The sequence below is a fragment of the Streptococcus viridans genome, assembly GCF_900636365.1.
Lineage (GTDB): Bacteria > Bacillota > Bacilli > Lactobacillales > Streptococcaceae > Streptococcus > Streptococcus viridans_A.
The window spans coordinates 30,814-47,268 of the sequence record NZ_LR134266.1 but is presented as its reverse complement, the minus strand read 5'-3'; the positions used below and the strand labels follow the sequence as shown (position 1 = coordinate 47,268).

Here is a 16,455-nt window from a genome sequence, read left to right as displayed (position 1 = left end):
ATTAGTGATAGACTTCCTATAAATAGTTTAATCAGTCAAAATTTATTATGATAAATTCAGGGTCTAGAGCACCTGTTATAGGCAAAGAAAAAGACAAACATCTCATGATGTTTGTCTTTTTTGATCAAGTTTATGAGGGACTTAGTCTCCCAAGCCGATGCGTTCGAAGATTTCATCCACTCGTTTGGTGTAGTAAGTTGGGTTGAAAATTTCATCGATTTCTTCTTGAGTGAGGCGAGATGTTACTTCTGGATCTGCTTCTAGGAGCGGTTTAAAGTCCACTTGATTGTCCCAAGAGTAGGCTGTTTTTGGTTGCACCAAGTCATAGGCTTGCTCACGGGTCATTCCTTTTTCAATCAAGGTCAACATGGCACGTTGACTGAAGATCAGACCAAAGGTTGAATTCATGTTACGGATCATGTTTTCTGGGAAGACAGTCAAGTTCTTGACGATATTACCAAAACGGTTGAGCATGTAGTCAATCAAGATGGTCGTATCTGGTGCAATGATACGCTCAGCTGACGAGTGAGAGATATCACGCTCGTGCCAGAGAGCGACATTCTCATAAGCTGTTACCATGTGGCCACGGATAACACGCGCAAGACCAGTCATATTTTCAGAACCGATAGGGTTGCGTTTGTGAGGCATTGCTGAAGACCCTTTTTGACCTTTAGCAAAGAACTCTTCCACTTCCCGTTGTTCTGATTTTTGAAGACCACGGATTTCAGTTGCCATCCGCTCGATAGAAGTTGCGATGCTCGCAAGAACTGCAAAGTACTCAGCATGAAGGTCACGAGGAAGCACCTGTGTAGAGATTTCTTGAGCACGGATACCCAATTTATCGCAGACGTATTTTTCAACGAATGGTGGGATGTTGGCAAAGTTACCAACCGCACCAGAAATCTTACCAGCTTCCACACCAGCAGCCGCGTGCTCAAAACGCTCGATGTTTCGTTTCATTTCGCTGTACCAAGTTGCCAATTTAAGACCAAAAGTTGTAGGCTCAGCGTGCACACCATGAGTACGACCCATCATGATAGTGAACTTGTGTTCTTTCGCTTTATCAGCGATGATATTGAGGAAGTTTTCAAGATCCTTGCGAATGATGTCGTTGGCTTGTTTGTAGAGGTAACCATAGGCAGTGTCCACCACGTCAGTAGAAGTCAAACCATAGTGAACCCACTTACGCTCTTCACCAAGAGTCTCAGAAACCGCACGTGTGAAGGCAACCACGTCGTGGCGAGTCTCCTGCTCGATTTCCAAAATACGGTCGATGTCAAAGTCAGCTTTTTCACGAATCAAAGCTACATCTTCCTTAGGGATTTCTCCCAATTCAGCCCATGCTTCGTCAGCCAAGATTTCCACCTCAAGCCAAGCACGGTATTTATTTTCTTCAGTCCAAATGTTCGCCATCTCAGGGCGAGAGTAACGTTCGATCATTGTTTTATTTTCCTTTCTTTTGATGTTTCACTTAAGTGGGGAGGACGTCAGCAGCTTCCTCCGGAATCCCATGACTAAATCTTGAGCCTGAAGTCTCAAGATTTCCGTCGCTTACGCTTTCCCCACGGCATGAAACATCGGTTTAACGAATAAAAGTCGTTTTATTCAAATTCTTCTTTCCCAATCCACACAGATGGATAATGATCTAGTGTATTCAAATCCGTATCCAGCGGGACATTATAGATAGCCAAATAGTTATCAGGATATTGTGCAACTAGCTCTTCATACTTAGCTTTCACTTTTTCATGATCACTACTAGCATACAAGACTTCGACGACTGCTCCAGTCTTTTCTTTTTCAACAAATGCGTTGACGATGAGTTGAATCATAAAACCTCCTAAATCGAAATGCCCTTCATATTTGCTTCCAGAATAGGCATCTTCACACCTAACTCCTGACCAGTCTGATAAACACTTTGACAGCAATAGAAGATGTCCTGTTTATCATTGTGCAAAGTCATGATTTTTCGGGTCAGCTCATTTTTCGCAAACATGACTTTCATGGCTTTTCCTGCAATCCAAGCGGGAATTTTGTAAGGTAAGAGTTCAGCTTTATAAAGCTTCAAATTTACACCACGTGCTTCTACGACTTTCAAAGCCTCTCGAATGGCCTTGATGGCCAATGACAATTCTGAAGAACTATTCATCAAGTTCAGAGCCAATTCTTCTGGGTTTTCCAAGTTTCCTGAGCGAGCAGCTGTCGAAGTAACACCTGCATTAATCGCCATGTGAATCCAAATCCACTCAACCATATCATGAGGAACTTCCCACTTCAAATCTACAGAAGTCAGTAAAGTCCTTAAATCAGCATAGTTAGAGATCTGTGCTCTTTGCTCACCTTCTAGCATTAAATGGTCAAACAAGACGCCATCTAAATGGTTCTCCTGCATATGACCACCCGCTGTCGGAAAGGCTAGAATATAGTCGTAATCTCCTGCCCACTCTTGGACCTCTTTTCGAGTATTCCAGAAATTGCAGAAGAAAACGAGAGTGCCTTTGATATTATTTTTTCGCAAGGTTTCCACAGCTTCTTTGACAAACCCATGACGCACACTCAGAAAAATAAAATCATATTCCGAATCAGCTTCCGCCACATGAACCTCATAGGTGTCGTGTTTGTTCTCACCTTTGGAATGATAACGGCCATCTAGCAGATCAACCAACAACTCCTTGGGAGCAGTGCTTTTCTTACTATCTCTCAGTACGTGTTCCACTTGATGACCTGCTTTTTGAAAGGCGTAAGCATAGGTGGTCCCGATGACTCCAAGTCCTAGAATCGCTATTTTCACTTAAAAATCAATCCCTTTCCAGCAGTAGTTGTCTGGCTTCTCTTTTTTGACAAATACGTTGACGATGAGTTGAATCATAAACTGGTCTCCATTAGCTTTAAAGATTATCATTTTCTGAGTCTTCATGTATAGAAAATTCAAATGAAATTCTCTCAGGATGTCTAGGCAGGCTGTAACTACTCAGATAATCCTTAACTTCCTTAACGGAACAAGAATATTCTAAGACTAGCTGATTGCCAGCTCTCTCTATAATATGAATCCCCTCTCTATCCGCAATCTCTGGAACAATCAAATCGTCCGTATAAGTCAGTGTTACGGTCGTTATTTCATCATCTAGCAATTCATCAAATTCTTCTGACATTTCAAAAATCAATCCCCTCCCCAAACTCAGCCACATTGTCAGGCACATCACTAAACAAAGTCACATGTCCCATTTTGCGGTTGTGCTTTGCTTCTAGTTTACCATATAAGTGGAGGTGGGCGCTTGGATTTTCTGTCACATATGTTTCAGCAGCCTCGACATGCTGGCCGAGAACATTAAGCATGACAGCTGGGGCATGTAGTTGGATAGCTGGCAATGGTGCTCCCAGAACACCTAAAATATGGGTATCAAACTGGGAGAAGTCGCAGGCTTCGATAGAGTGGTGCCCTGAGTTATGTGGACGTGGGGCAATTTCATTGACGATGATGTCATCAGCTGTTGCAAACATTTCCACGCAAAGGGTTCCAGACAAGTTGAGTTGTTCTGCAATTCGTACTGCCATGGCTTTGGCTTTTTCAGCTAGACTTTCTGAAATACGAGCTGGCACAATTGTCTTTGAAAGAATGTTGTTGCGGTGGATATTTTCCTGAACTGGGAAAACTGTCACATCCTTGCCATTTCCTGATACAATAACAGAAATTTCAAGGTCAAAGTTGACAAATTCTTCTAAAACACAGTCTGCTGAATCAGCTAGCGCATTGGCTTCTGCCAAATCTTCTGCCGAACGAATAACCTTCTGACCATGGCCATCGTAGCCACCGGTCGCAGTCTTGAGGACATAGCTTTTAGAAAGGTCGATATCCGCCAAATCTTGGCTAGAAGTCACGACCTTGTAGGGCGCAACGGTCACTTGAGCCTTGTTTGACAAAAAGTCCTTTTCAAAGATACGGTTTTGTGAAATACGAAGCAGGTCGGTCCCTTGTGGAAGCTGACCGTCTTTGATAACAGCGTCAAGGCCGTCAGCGTCGACATTTTCAAATTCATAAGTGAGAACATCACAGCGATCTGCCAACTGACGAAGAGCTTCCACATCATTATAAGGAGCTACGATGATTTCCGCCACACGAGAGGCCGGGCAATCCGCCGCAGGATCTAGCGCGATAACCTTGTGTCCCATGTAGATAGCTGAGATCGCCATCATCTGCCCCAGCTGACCGCCACCGATAATTCCGATTGTTTTAGATGAGCTCATTTGTAGACTCCTCTGCGATTTTTCCTTGCTCTTCTGCAAAATCTGCCAAAGCTGTCGCGATAGCCTGGTCTTCTACTGAGAGGAGACGGAGGGCAAAGAGGGCTGCATTTGTCGCACCAGCTTCACCAATCGCCATAGTTCCGACTGGTACTCCACCTGGCATCTGAACGATGGAATAGAGCGAATCCACACCGCTAAGAGCACGAGACTTGACGGGTACCCCGATAACTGGAAGAGTTGTTTTGGCAGCAACCATCCCTGGCAAGTGAGCTGCGCCACCTGCACCAGCGATGATGACTTTAATACCACGACTACGTGCTTCTTCGGCATGTTTAAACATGAGGTCAGGTGTCCGGTGGGCAGAGACAACTTTCTTTTCGTAGGCTACACCGAAGCGGTCTAGGACTTCTGCTGTTTTTTGCATGGTTGCCCAGTCGGATTTTGAGCCCATGATAATGGAAATTACTGGTTTAGTCATAATTTTTCCTTTTCTTTTTTGATAATGGTCTTAGGTGGTGGGGACGGAAGCAAATCTTCGGTTTCATTCCTAAACTTTGAGCCTAAGGTCTCAAAGTTTCCCCGACCAGAACAGTTTCTGTTCTGGTCTTTTCACCACGGCGACCATTATCGGGTTTGGCGATTTCGTCGCTTTTAAAATTTATTTGTTCGCCTTGCTACCGATATCCGTTCGGTAAAAGAGGCCTTCTGTGTTTTGTTTGTTGAGTTCGTTGTAGATGATATTTTGACCGTCTTTGACGGTGTCTGCTGTGGTAACCAGCATGTAAACACGTCCTCCGTTTGAGAGGAGGTCTTGCCCATTTTCAGCAAATTTGGCACCAGCATAGTAAGTGATGATGTCACCCTCTGTCTTAGCTGGAAGCTTGACACCCTTCTCATAAGCGAGTGGGTAGCCGTTTGAGGCTACAACCACACCTAGTGTCACACCCTTGTCCGTCCAAGTGATGGCTGGCTCTTTGCCATCCAAAATGTCCGTGATGTTTTGTGCAAAGTCAGATGTCAAACGAGGCAAGATGATTTGCGTTTCAGGATCTCCGAAACGAGCGTTAAACTCGATAACTTTAGGGCCATCAGCTGTCAAGATAAGCCCCGCGTAAAGGACACCAAGATAGGGGCGCCCTTCTTTAATCATCCCTTCTAGAACTGGCTTGACAATGGTGTCAACCGCTGTGTCAACCACGCTCTGTGGCAAGTGAGGAACTGGCGCATAGGCACCCATCCCACCAGTGTTAGGACCTTTGTCGCCATCGTAGGCACGTTTGTGGTCCTGAGCCGTTGGCATAATGTAGAACTTGTCTCCATTGACAAAGGCAAAGAGAGAGAACTCTTCCCCGTCCAGGAATTCCTCGATGACCACACGCGCACCTGAATCCCCAAATTTATTGTCCAAAAGCATCTCGTGAGTGGCTTCGACTGCTTGCTCGACTGTCTCAGCAACGACAACACCTTTCCCAAGGGCCAATCCGTCAGCCTTGACGACGATTGGAGCGCCTTTCTCCTCGATGTAGGCCTTTGCTTCCTCGAAATCTGAAAAGGTTCCATAGGCTGCTGTTGGAACGTCGTATTTGACCATGATTTCTTTAGCAAAATCCTTAGACCACTCCAGCTCAGCCGCAGCTTTGGTCGGGCCAAATGCTTTAAGACCAGCTGCATTGAAATCATCCACGATTCCAGCCGCAAGCGCATCATCTGGACCGATAAAGGTCCAAGCAATATCGTTGATTTTTGCGAAGTCGATTAGCTTAGAATGTTCGGAAATTCCGATATTAATCAAATCCAGACCATCTAATCGCATTCCATCATTACCAGGAGCCACAAAAACCTGCTCAACGCCTTTAGACTCCAACAATTTCTTAGCAATCGCATGCTCACGACCGCCAGATCCAACAACCAAAAGTTTCATCTTGAACCTCTTTTGCGAATTATTTTATTAAATTATATCATAATCGTTCGTTTTGTTCTAATATTTCAAGGAATATCCGATGATTTTCGTTAGAAAACAAACTTTTTTCATTATTTTTTAAATTTCTGCTCCTTTTTACGAATATTATAATTGAGACCTCTAATATTTTAAAAAAAGGAGTTTTATGCAAGGGATTAAAAAACTACTCTTGGCAGCTTGCCTTTTCTGGGCAGGGGCTTCACAAGTTGCTAGAGCAGAGCAAAACGTCAATTATATCTACAAGGAAAAGGGACAATTAGTTGTTCACCTCGGGAACATTCCAGACCGCTTCCAAAGAATTAGCGTCCCCATTTGGTCCGAGCAAAACGGTCAGGACGACCTCATTTGGTATCCAGTTCAACGAGGAGAAAATGGATTTGATTTGCAAGTACCACTGACCAATCATTTGGATCAAGCAGGGCTTTATCACATCCATGTCTACGGCATCCATTCTAACGGAAACCTTGAAGGACTGTTTCCTCTACAGACAATCGTTGAGAAAAAAGACCTGGCATCTTCCCAACCCAAGATCACAGTCCGACCTAGCACTGCGCAGCTATTTGAGATCCAACTCCAACTCTTTGAAGATGTGGAGGAAGTCCTCTTTCCCATCTGGTCTGAACAAGATGGCCAAGACGACTTGATCTGGTATCCCGCAAAAAGAACGGCACCTGGTCGCTACCAATTGTCCTTCAACGCCGAGAAACATACAGGGAAAGGAACCTTTCATCTCCATGTTTACCAGAAAAACAAGGGACACTTAAAAGGCTTGCTCGCCACAGAATTTCAGGTCGAGCGAATTAAACCTGCTCCACTCGTCACCCAGCCAGATAATTACTATCCCATTGGCGAATGTACCTGGGCAGCAAAAGAGCTGGCTCCTTGGTCACAAAACTGGTGGGGTAACGGTGGTATGTGGACTACTAGTGCACGCGCTGCTGGCTTCCGGACAGGAAACACCCCAGAGGTAGGTGCTATCGTCTGCTGGGATAATGGAGGCTATGGCCACGTTGCAGTCGTGACGGAGGTCGAACATAACCAAAATATCCAAGTGAAGGAAGCCAATTACAATGGAAATCGAACCATCAACAATTTCCGTGGCTGGTTTGACCCCACGAATGTTGTCTGGGGAACGGTCAGCTATATCTATCCAAATTAAAGGTCGCTTGACTAATAAAGGCACTCATCTATCGATGAGTGCCTTATTTGATTAATGTCTGAAGTGACGAACACCTGTAAAGATCATGGTTAAACCGTATTTATCAGCTGCTTCAATAGATTCTTGGTCACGGACCGAGCCTCCTGGCTGGATGATCGCTTTGATTCCTGCTTTGGCGATTTCTTCCACGTTATCTGCAAATGGGAAAAAGGCATCTGAAGCAAGAACAGCTCCGTCAAGACGGTCTTTCGCTTGATCAATGGCGATACGGACGGAAGCCACACGATTGGTTTGACCAGGGCCAACACCAAGTGTCATGTGATCGTTGGTCACGATAATCCCGTTTGATTTGACATACTTGATGGCTTTCCAAGCAAACTCAAGAGCAGTCGCTTCTATATCAGTTGGTTGGCGTTTGGTCACCACTTGCCAGTCAGCGGGACTTTCTTTCACCACATCTTGGTTTTGAACGAGAAGGCCACCAACAACACCTGTGTACTCAGCCTCTACTTCACTAGCATCTTGAGCGTCAAATGGCAAGGCAAGGATTCGCAAGTTTTTCTTTTTATTAGTCAAGATTTCAAGTGCTTCGTCTGTGTAGCTTGGCGCGATGATGATTTCAAGGAAAACACCATGCATCTTCTCAGCTGTCGCAGCATCTACCTCACGGTTGAGAACGACGATACCACCAAAGATAGACACCGGATCAGATTCATAAGCGTAGTTCCAAGCAGTCTCGATGTCATCAGCCTGACCGATTCCACATGGATTCATGTGTTTCAATGCCACAACGGTTGGACGGTCTTTAAAATCGCGAATGATACGAATCGCAGCATCCGCATCACGGATATTGTTGAAGGACAACTCTTTCCCGTTGAGCTGTTTAGCCGATGCAATAGAGTAATCCGTCGGCAAAGCTTTTTGGTAGAAATCAGCGTCTTGTTGAGGGTTCTCCCCGTAACGCATAGCTTGTTTGAGATCATAGGTCAGAGTGAGTTTTTCAGGTTTGCTTTCACCCACTTGAGCTGTGAAGTATTCCGCAATCAAGGCATCATAGGCTGCTGTGTGACGGAATACTTTTGCTGCTAAACGTTGACGAGTTTCGTAAGAGGTTTCGCCGTTTGCTGACAATTCGTCAAGAACAACAGCATAGTCAGCAGGGTCTACAACAACTGTTACGCTAGCGTGGTTTTTAGCTGCTGAACGAAGCATTGATGGACCACCGATATCGATGTTTTCAACGGCATCCGCATAAGTCACGTCTGGTTTGAGAATGGTTTCCTTGAAAGGATAGAGATTGACCACTACAAGGTCAATGAGCTCGATCTGATTGTCCTTAGCAGCATCAAGGTGACTATCAAGGTCACGACGAGCGAGAAGACCACCGTGGATATTTGGATGGAGAGTCTTCACACGGCCGTCCATCATTTCTGGAAAACCAGTCACATCGTCAATGGCAATGGTATCAACACCGGCATTGTCAAGGGCAACTTTGGTACCACCTGTTGAGATGATATCCCAGCCCAGAGTTTTCAGCTCTTTCGCAAATTCTACAATGCCTGTCTTATCTGAGACACTGATTAAAGCTTTTTTCGTCATTCTATTCCTCTTTCTTTAGGTCCAAGCGCATAGCGATTTCATTATTTTCTTCTATAAATCCTGTTTCCCGAAAACCCAGACTAGTCAGCAGGTGCTTCATTTTTTCATTTCCGACTACATAATCTGCGATAATATGATTGCAACATCTATCCATCTGAGCCTCTTTTATTAGAACTTCCAAGGCTTTTCGTCCATAACCTTTTCCTTGGTACTGCTGGCCAATCATTATCCGCCAGATAAAGTATTCTGCTTCATCCTTATCTATTTCCAGCAGGAGAAAACCAACTACTTGCTCATTCCAATAGATTGCCATTGGAAACACATCCCCATTCTCTCGGTAGAGCCATGCGTCAGCTAAAGAGCGTACATTTGGAGCTACGAAACGTGCTCGTTTATCAGCATCAGATATTTTCAGATCCAGCACTGCCTGAAAACTGCTCTCATCTACTAATTTCAGATTAATCATTTTTCTCCTACCAAAATTACACAATCAAAACTTGATTTCCTTCTTATTTCCTCTCCACTCCCAAAAGTTCCAATACTTCTGGATAGAGTTTGTACTCTGTTTCGTGGATGCGGGTTTCGAAAGTGTCAAGGGTATCCCCTTCAAGGCGTGGTACATGGACTTGTTTGATGACCTTACCGGTATCCACGCCCGAGTCCACCCAATGAATGGTCACACCAGACTGCTCAACACCTGCATTCCAAGCATCCTCAATACCATGAGCGCCTGGAAATTCTGGCAGATAAGCCGGGTGAATATTGATGATACGGCCTTCATAAGCCGCTAGCAAGGTTGGACCGACGATTTTCATATAACCAGCCAAACAGACTAGGTCAATCTCGTGCTCATCCAAGAGCTCGACAATGGCTCCTTCGTAGTCTGCTTTGCTCTCAAATTCCTTGAGTTCAAAAGCATAGGAAGGAACTCCAAGCTTTTCGGCACGCTCGAGCACATAGGCATCCCGGTGATCTGAAAAGACAAATCCTACTGGAAATTGTTCCGCGATCACCTGGAAGTTTGAGCCGTTGCCAGAGGCAAATACAGCGATTTTCATATTCGATACAAAGGGACGTTTCGGCTAGCCGAACAGTTTCGTAGAAAAATAGGAAATCATTGCTGGGTGCTTGCACACAAAATGATTTCTCTTTTTTCCTAGAAAATGAGTCCCGTGTTCAGTTAGGCTTGCTAACTAAACACTCCTTTCTACAATTTCTCCGTATAAAATGGTGATAGCACCATTATTTAATCACCACACTTGCATCTGTCTTCTTCACAATACGACCGATTTCATAAACAGGTTCGTCAAGAAGTTCTTTGACACGTTCAACATGTTCTGGTTTAACTGCAAGCATGAGACCAATACCCATGTTGAAGATTTCAAACATTTCTTCGTGTTTGATTTGTCCATATTTTTCAAGGGCTTTGAAAATTGGAAGAACTGGAACCTTGCTTTCGTCAATTTCAGCAGCCAAGTCATCTGAGAACATCCGTGGGACATTTTCGATGAAACCACCACCTGTGATGTGGGCAATCCCATTGACCAATTCTTCTTTGATAAGAGGCAAAACAGCTTTGACGTAGATACGAGTTGGTTCCAAAAGGACGTCTTTGAGTTTTTTACCTTCCAACTCAGGCAAAACTTCTTCGCCTGTGTAATCCGCAAAGACACGACGAACAAGGGAGTAACCGTTTGAGTGGATACCGCTTGAGGCAAGCCCCAGAATCACGTCGCCTGCTGCTACTTTTGAACCGTCGATGATTTGAGATTTTTCCGCAACACCAACAGCAAATCCAGCCAAGTCATAGTCGTCTTCACCGTACATACCAGGCATTTCAGCCGTTTCCCCACCGATGAGGGCTGCGCCTGCTTGCACACACCCTTCTGCAACACCAGCAACCACTTGTTCTAGCTTAGCAGGTTCATTTTTCCCAGTTGCCACATAGTCTAGGAAGTAGAGGGGCTCCGCGCCTGCAGCAATGATATCATTGACACACATAGCTACACAGTCTTGACCAATGGTATCGTGCTTGTCGTACTTGATAGCTAGCATGAGTTTGGTTCCGACACCGTCCGTCCCTGAGATCAAAACAGGCTCTTTGACACCTGTTTTTGAAAGGTCAAACATGCCACCGAATCCACCAAGAGTTCCCATGACACCTGCACGCTCTGTACGTGCTACGTGTTTTTTGATCCGTTCAACAACTTCATAACCCGCTTCAACATCCACACCAGACTGCGCATAAGCATTTTTATTCGTCATTTTATTCATTCCTTTTCTTTTGCACTGTTCTTAATAGAAAGAAGTGTGTTCTTTCAAACTTTCTACATAGCGTTCTTCGTAGTCATATAAAGGCGTTGGGTATTTCCCATCGAAGTAAGCAACACAAAGACCACCGTTTGGTGCATCGGTATCAATACCAATAGAATCAATCAAGCCATCAATGGACAAGTAAGTCAAGCTATCCGCACCGATAATCTCACAAGTTTCCTCCACTGTATGATTGGCTGCGATCAGCTCCTCGCGACTCTGAATATCAATTCCATAGAAACACGGATAAGCCAAAGCTGGGCTGGCAATTGCCACATGGACTTCTGTAGCCCCTGCTTCTTTCAACAATTTCACAATTCGACGAGAGGTGGTTCCACGCACGATAGAGTCATCAATCATGACAACCCGTTTGCCTTTCACGACACCAGATACGGCAGAGAGTTTCATTCGCACTCCTTGTTCCCGCAATTCCTGAGTCGGTTGGATAAAGGTCCGTTGGATATACTGATTCTTGATCAAGCCCATTTCATTTGGCAAACCAGATTCTTCCGCAAAGCCCATGGCAGCACTGAGAGAGGAGTTGGGAACCCCCACCACAATATCTGCCTGGTTCTTAAATTCTCGTGCCAACTGAGCTCCCATCCGCTTTCGAGCCGTATGGACGTTGACCCCTTGGATATTGGAATCAGGACGAGCAAAATAGATATACTCCATGGAACAAATCGCCAGTTGCGTATCATCCGTATAGCGATCATAAGTAATGCCATTTTCATCAAAGATAACGAGCTCACCAGGGTGCACATCTCGGATCCATTCTGCCCCGATAACCTCAAAAGCACAGGTTTCAGAAGAAACAACCAAGGCTCCATTAGCCATTTTCCCGATAGAAAGAGGACGGAAGCCATTGGGGTCTAAGGCTGCAATCAGCTTATCTTCAAACAGCATCAAATAAGCAAAACCGCCTTTGACCGTATTGAGCGCTTCCTTGATTTTCCCCATAAAGGAAGGGTTGTGACTCCGTCGAATCAAGTGGGCCAGTATTTCTGAGTCAGAGGTTGAGCTAAAGATGGCTCCATTTTTTTCTAATTCAGATTTGAGCGATTGGGCATTGGTCAAATTCCCATTATGGGCCAGACCAAACTGCGTATCTTGAAAGCGGAAGAGGAAGGGTTGGATGTTATCCACAGACGCTTCCCCTGCTGTCGCATAGCGAACATGCCCGATAGCAGAGCTTCCTGTTAATTTTTCCAAATTTAATGGATTCCGAAAGACTTCTGAAAGAAGGCCTGTGTCTCGATGGCGTCTCAGGGTTCCTTGGTCATTTGCTAGGATTCCTGCTCCTTCTTGTCCCCGGTGTTGGAGACTGTGAAGCCCAAAATAAGTGAGTTTCGCAGCATCTGGATGTCCCCAAATCCCAAAGACTCCACACTCTTCATTAAGAGATTTTACTTCGTATGTCATGTTGTATACCTTTTATTTTCCAGTAAAATATTGAACCGCTGATGCAAAGAGATGCTGGTCTTTATTTCCCGGAATATTTTGGAAGAGACCGTCTTCAAAACGTTCTGAGTGACCCATCTTCCCAATGATTTGACCGTTCTTGCTGGTAATCCCTTCGATCGCATGGACAGATCCGTTAGGATTGTATTTTGAATCCATGCTTGGTTTGCCTTCGAAGTCAACGTATTGGCTAAAGATTTGACCATTATCACGGAGTTCCTCAAATTCTTCAGCTGTCACGACAAACTTCCCTTCACCGTGTGATACTGGGATGGCATGGATATCACCAACTTCCACGCCTGCAAGCCATGGTGAGTTGGTATTAGCAATCCGTGTTTCCACCATCTTAGCCACGTGTTGGTTGGCATCATTGTAGAAGAGAGTTGGACTCGTACTGCTTGCATCTTCAAAGTTACCGTATGGAAGAAGACCTGATTTAACAAGAGCTTGGAATCCATTACAGATACCGATGATCAAACCACCACCTTCGATGAAGCTATCGATGGCCGCACGTACTTTTTCATTGAGCAAGATGTTAACGATAAATTTAGCAGATCCATCTGGTTCATCCGCAGCTGAGAAGCCACCGGCAAAGAAGATAATGTTTGCTTTTTCAATGTTGTCAACCATGGTGTCAACAGACTTGACAATCGCTTCTTCATTCAGTGTGACAAATGGTACCAAGTTGACTTTGGCCCCTTCTTTTTCAAAGGCCTTAGCGGAGTCATACTCCGAGTTGGTACCTGGGAACACCGGAATGTAAACCACAGGTTTATCAACTATTTCTTTGGCTTTAATGACAGCATCTGATGTTACAGCAGGTACTTCTTTCAGTTCAGTTGCCTGTTCAAATTCTGTCGGGTAAACTTCTTCCAATTTACCTTGGAAGGCACTGTCAAGTTTGTGTCCATCGAGCATTACACCGTTGACAAGCAGTGTAAAGTCTCCAACTGTTTGTCCAATCTTCTCAACACCTGCAATTTCTTCAGGTGAAGTGAAGATGAATCCACCCAATTGGGCTGTCAAGCTGCTGTCAAGGTCAGCTAATTCAACAGTGGCACCGATATGGTTCCCAAATGTTGCAAGTGCAAGAGCTTCAAGGACACCTCCATATTTAACAGCTGATGCTGCTGTCACTTTGTGGGTTGCTTGAATAGCTTCAAACTGAGCAAAGTTAGACTTGATAAGATCAAAATCAATTTCTTGGGCCAAAGCTTGACCTGGGATGTAATAGATATTTTCACCAGCAGCTTTAAATTCTGGAGAAAGAACCTTACGGCTATCTGCTGTTGTCACCCCAAAGGCAACCAAGGTTGGTGGTACTGTCAATTCTTCGAAGGTACCAGACATAGAGTCCTTCCCACCGATAGATGGCAAACCAAGTTGAATCTGTGCTTCGATAGAGCCTAGAAGAGCAGCTACTGGCTGACCAAAACGCTCTGCTTGTTTATCCATCCGCTCGAAATATTCTTGATAAGAGAAACGAGCCTTAGACCAGTTTGCACCAGCAGCAACCAAACGAGCAGTTGCTTCGATGACTGCATAAGCAGCACCATGATAAGGAGACCATTCTGCGATATATGGGTTGAACCCTTGTGCCATGACAGAGGCAGTTGTTGTCACGCCATGTTGAACTGGCAATTTCTGTACAGAGGCTTCCGTTGGTGTGATTTGGTAGCGACCACCCAGTGGGTGATTAACTGTTGAACGACCAACTGAGCTATCGAAGATGGTTTGTAACCCTTTTTGACTAGCATGGTTCAGATCAGCCAAGACTTCAAGAGTATCTGCTTCAAGAGTTTCAGCAGATGTTTGACGTTCTTCTGGAAGCTTGACATCCTTGTCAACCACCTTAGCATCTACAACCACACGTACACCATTTGTATCAAGGAAACGACGTTCCAAATCAACGATGGTTTCACCATTCCAATGCATGACAAGATTTGGTTTTTCAGTCACTGTCGCAACAACCACAGCATCAATATTTTCTTTGTTACATGCTGCAATGAAGGCATCTACATCTTCTGGACGAACCACTACAGCCATCCGTTCCTGAGATTCAGAAATGGCAATTTCTGTACCGTTCAAACCTTGGTATTTCAATGGCACTTTATCCAGATAAATTTCAAGACCATCTGCTAATTCACCGATCGCCACACAGACACCACCAGCACCAAAGTCATTTGATTTCTTGATCAGACGGGTCACTTCCCCATTACGGAAAAGACGTTGAATCTTCCGTTCTTCGATAGCGTTTCCTTTTTGAACCTCAGCACCAGCCGTTTCAACAGATTCAACCGTTTGAACTTTAGAAGAACCTGTCGCACCACCGACACCGTCACGTCCAGTCTTACCACCGAGCAAGATAATCACATCACCTGCTTCAGGTTTTTCACGGACAACATTTTCCTTAGGAGCCGCACCGACAACGGCACCTAGCTCCATACGTTTAGCAACGAAACCTGGGTGGAAGTATTCACGAACATAAGTTGTTGCAAGACCAATTTGGTTCCCATATGAAGAATAACCATGAGCCGCTGTTTTAGAAATCACTTGTTGCGGCAATTTACCAGCGCGAGTCGCTGAAATTGGAGCTGTAATATCACCAGCACCTGAGATACGCATGGCTTGGTAAACGTAGGAACGCCCTGACAATGGGTCACGAATGGCCCCACCGATACAAGTAGCCGCTCCACCAAATGGTTCAATCTCCGTTGGGTGGTTGTGAGTTTCGTTCTTGAACATGAGAAGCCATGGCTCTTTCACACCATTGACATCCACTTCAATTTCAACAGAGCAGGCATTGATTTCATCAGACACTTCCATGTCGTCCAAACGACCATTGGCACGCTCATAACGACCAAAAATAGTCGCCATATCCATCAAGGTTTGAGGTTTTTCGGTACGTCCCAACTCATCACGCATGGCAATATACTTGTCATAAGTCGCTTGCAATTGTTTTTCAAATTTAGAAGCTGAGAAGTCGATGTTTTTCAACTCAGTCTCGAAAGTTGTGTGACGGCAGTGGTCAGACCAGTAAGTATCTAAAACCTTAAGCTCCGTCTCAGTTGGTACACGTCCGATAGACTTGAAGTAATCTTGAATGAAGAGAAGGTCATCCACTTCCATGGCCAATCCTTGCTCTGCTTTATACTTTGCAAAATCTTCTGCCGCATAAGTTTCAAAGAAATCCAAGCTTGGAATGGTCTTGTCAGACTCAGAGAAATCCTGTTTCGCAATACCAAGAGTGATGTCTTTGAAACGAGAATCCACTGGGTTCAAGAGGTAGTTTTTGACAGCTTCCAACTCATTCGCATCAATATCCTTGTTGACCAAGTAAAGTTGCGCTGTATTCACTGTTACATCATTTGAACTACCAAGCAACAGCAAAGCTTCTTGTGAAGATGCCGCACGTTGGTCAAATTGACCAGGCAAACTTTCGATCGCAAAGAAAGCATGCTTCTCAAGATCAGCCTGAACCTCAGCTTCATCCAAAACAGTATCGGTCACTTGCTCAGAGAAGATATGTTTTTCCGCACGCGCAAACAAGTCCTCTGCCAAATTAAAGACATCGTAAACTTGCACAATCCGAAGATCCTTCAAGGTTTTCAACTGAAGATTATGCTGTAATTCTTTTACTAATGAGTGAGATTTCACACGAAAGTCAGCTTTTTTCTCAACGAAAATACGTTTATCCATTTTAGTTCCTTTATTTCTATTC

General features: G+C 44.6%; 14 protein-coding genes. 1 reads left to right on the top strand and 13 read right to left on the bottom strand.

The features are described from left to right. Window positions 1-141 precede the first annotated feature (141 nt). The 7 genes from purB to purD all read right to left on the bottom strand — a co-directional run bounded on the left by purB (window position 142) and on the right by purD (window position 6,163). A complete protein-coding gene (purB, locus tag EL081_RS00305; protein WP_126403580.1) occupies window positions 142-1,440 on the bottom strand; it encodes an adenylosuccinate lyase in 1,299 nt (432 codons plus the stop codon). A 161-nt stretch (window positions 1,441-1,601) separates the two neighbouring features. After that, on the bottom strand, window positions 1,602-1,829 hold the full coding sequence (locus tag EL081_RS00300; RefSeq protein WP_126403579.1) for a phosphoribosylaminoimidazole carboxylase: 228 nt from the start codon (window positions 1,827-1,829) through the stop codon (window positions 1,602-1,604). Window positions 1,830-1,837: 8 nt separating this feature from the next. Continuing rightward, entirely contained in the window at window positions 1,838-2,788 is a 951-nt protein-coding gene (locus EL081_RS00295; RefSeq protein WP_126403578.1) for a ketopantoate reductase family protein, read from the bottom strand. Between the two features lie 97 nt (window positions 2,789-2,885). Beyond that, window positions 2,886-3,149, bottom strand: a complete 264-nt coding sequence (locus tag EL081_RS00290; RefSeq protein ID WP_126403577.1) for a hypothetical protein — start codon at window positions 3,147-3,149, stop codon at window positions 2,886-2,888. 1 nt (window position 3,150) lies between these two features. Then, window positions 3,151-4,242, bottom strand: coding sequence for a 5-(carboxyamino)imidazole ribonucleotide synthase (purK, locus tag EL081_RS00285; RefSeq protein ID WP_126403576.1), 1,092 nt, complete (start codon window positions 4,240-4,242; stop codon window positions 3,151-3,153). After that, on the bottom strand, window positions 4,229-4,720 hold the full coding sequence (gene purE, locus EL081_RS00280) for a 5-(carboxyamino)imidazole ribonucleotide mutase (RefSeq protein ID WP_126403575.1): 492 nt from the start codon (window positions 4,718-4,720) through the stop codon (window positions 4,229-4,231). The genes purK and purE overlap by 14 nt, the downstream gene beginning before the upstream one ends. A 180-nt stretch (window positions 4,721-4,900) precedes the next feature. Then, on the bottom strand, window positions 4,901-6,163 hold the full coding sequence (gene purD / locus EL081_RS00275; protein ID WP_126403574.1) for a phosphoribosylamine--glycine ligase: 1,263 nt from the start codon (window positions 6,161-6,163) through the stop codon (window positions 4,901-4,903). 184 nt (window positions 6,164-6,347) lie between these two features. Between purD and EL081_RS00270 the strand changes: the two genes are divergently transcribed. Next, window positions 6,348-7,361, top strand: a complete 1,014-nt coding sequence (locus EL081_RS00270) for a GBS Bsp-like repeat-containing protein (protein WP_126403573.1) — start codon at window positions 6,348-6,350, stop codon at window positions 7,359-7,361. Between the two features lie 51 nt (window positions 7,362-7,412). Here the strand turns inward: EL081_RS00270 and purH are convergent, their stop codons facing one another. The 6 genes from purH to EL081_RS00240 all read right to left on the bottom strand — a co-directional run bounded on the left by purH (window position 7,413) and on the right by EL081_RS00240 (window position 16,433). Beyond that, a complete protein-coding gene (gene purH, locus EL081_RS00265; RefSeq protein WP_126403572.1) occupies window positions 7,413-8,960 on the bottom strand; it encodes a bifunctional phosphoribosylaminoimidazolecarboxamide formyltransferase/IMP cyclohydrolase in 1,548 nt (515 codons plus the stop codon). 1 nt (window position 8,961) lies between these two features. Beyond that, entirely contained in the window at window positions 8,962-9,426 is a 465-nt protein-coding gene (locus EL081_RS00260; RefSeq protein ID WP_126403571.1) for a GNAT family N-acetyltransferase, read from the bottom strand. A 43-nt stretch (window positions 9,427-9,469) separates the two neighbouring features. Beyond that, on the bottom strand, window positions 9,470-10,018 hold the full coding sequence (purN, locus tag EL081_RS00255; protein WP_126403570.1) for a phosphoribosylglycinamide formyltransferase: 549 nt from the start codon (window positions 10,016-10,018) through the stop codon (window positions 9,470-9,472). A gap of 184 nt (window positions 10,019-10,202) precedes the next feature. After that, window positions 10,203-11,225 (bottom strand): phosphoribosylformylglycinamidine cyclo-ligase, encoded by a 1,023-nt coding sequence (gene purM, locus EL081_RS00250; protein ID WP_126403569.1) that lies wholly within the window; start codon window positions 11,223-11,225, stop codon window positions 10,203-10,205. Window positions 11,226-11,255: 30 nt separating this feature from the next. Then, entirely contained in the window at window positions 11,256-12,695 is a 1,440-nt protein-coding gene (gene purF / locus EL081_RS00245) for an amidophosphoribosyltransferase (RefSeq protein WP_126403568.1), read from the bottom strand. 12 nt (window positions 12,696-12,707) lie between these two features. Further along, on the bottom strand, window positions 12,708-16,433 hold the full coding sequence (locus tag EL081_RS00240; protein ID WP_126403567.1) for a phosphoribosylformylglycinamidine synthase: 3,726 nt from the start codon (window positions 16,431-16,433) through the stop codon (window positions 12,708-12,710). Window positions 16,434-16,455: the final 22 nt, after the last annotated feature.

Bases quoted from the DNA above. Each gene is read 5' to 3' on its own strand.
- purB (WP_126403580.1), bottom strand. From the start codon at position 1,440: ATGATCGAACGTTACTCTCGCCCTGAGATGGCGAACATTTGGACTGAA.
- EL081_RS00300 (WP_126403579.1), bottom strand. From the start codon at position 1,829: ATGATTCAACTCATCGTCAACGCATTTGTTGAAAAAGAAAAGACTGGA.
- EL081_RS00290 (WP_126403577.1), bottom strand. From the start codon at position 3,149: ATGTCAGAAGAATTTGATGAATTGCTAGATGATGAAATAACGACCGTA.
- purK (WP_126403576.1), bottom strand. From the start codon at position 4,242: ATGAGCTCATCTAAAACAATCGGAATTATCGGTGGCGGTCAGCTGGGG.
- purE (WP_126403575.1), bottom strand. From the start codon at position 4,720: ATGACTAAACCAGTAATTTCCATTATCATGGGCTCAAAATCCGACTGG.
- purD (WP_126403574.1), bottom strand. From the start codon at position 6,163: ATGAAACTTTTGGTTGTTGGATCTGGCGGTCGTGAGCATGCGATTGCT.
- EL081_RS00270 (WP_126403573.1), top strand. From the start codon at position 6,348: ATGCAAGGGATTAAAAAACTACTCTTGGCAGCTTGCCTTTTCTGGGCA.
- purH (WP_126403572.1), bottom strand. From the start codon at position 8,960: ATGACGAAAAAAGCTTTAATCAGTGTCTCAGATAAGACAGGCATTGTA.
- EL081_RS00260 (WP_126403571.1), bottom strand. From the start codon at position 9,426: ATGATTAATCTGAAATTAGTAGATGAGAGCAGTTTTCAGGCAGTGCTG.
- purN (WP_126403570.1), bottom strand. From the start codon at position 10,018: ATGAAAATCGCTGTATTTGCCTCTGGCAACGGCTCAAACTTCCAGGTG.
- purM (WP_126403569.1), bottom strand. From the start codon at position 11,225: ATGACGAATAAAAATGCTTATGCGCAGTCTGGTGTGGATGTTGAAGCG.
- purF (WP_126403568.1), bottom strand. From the start codon at position 12,695: ATGACATACGAAGTAAAATCTCTTAATGAAGAGTGTGGAGTCTTTGGG.
- EL081_RS00240 (WP_126403567.1), bottom strand. From the start codon at position 16,433: ATGGATAAACGTATTTTCGTTGAGAAAAAAGCTGACTTTCGTGTGAAA.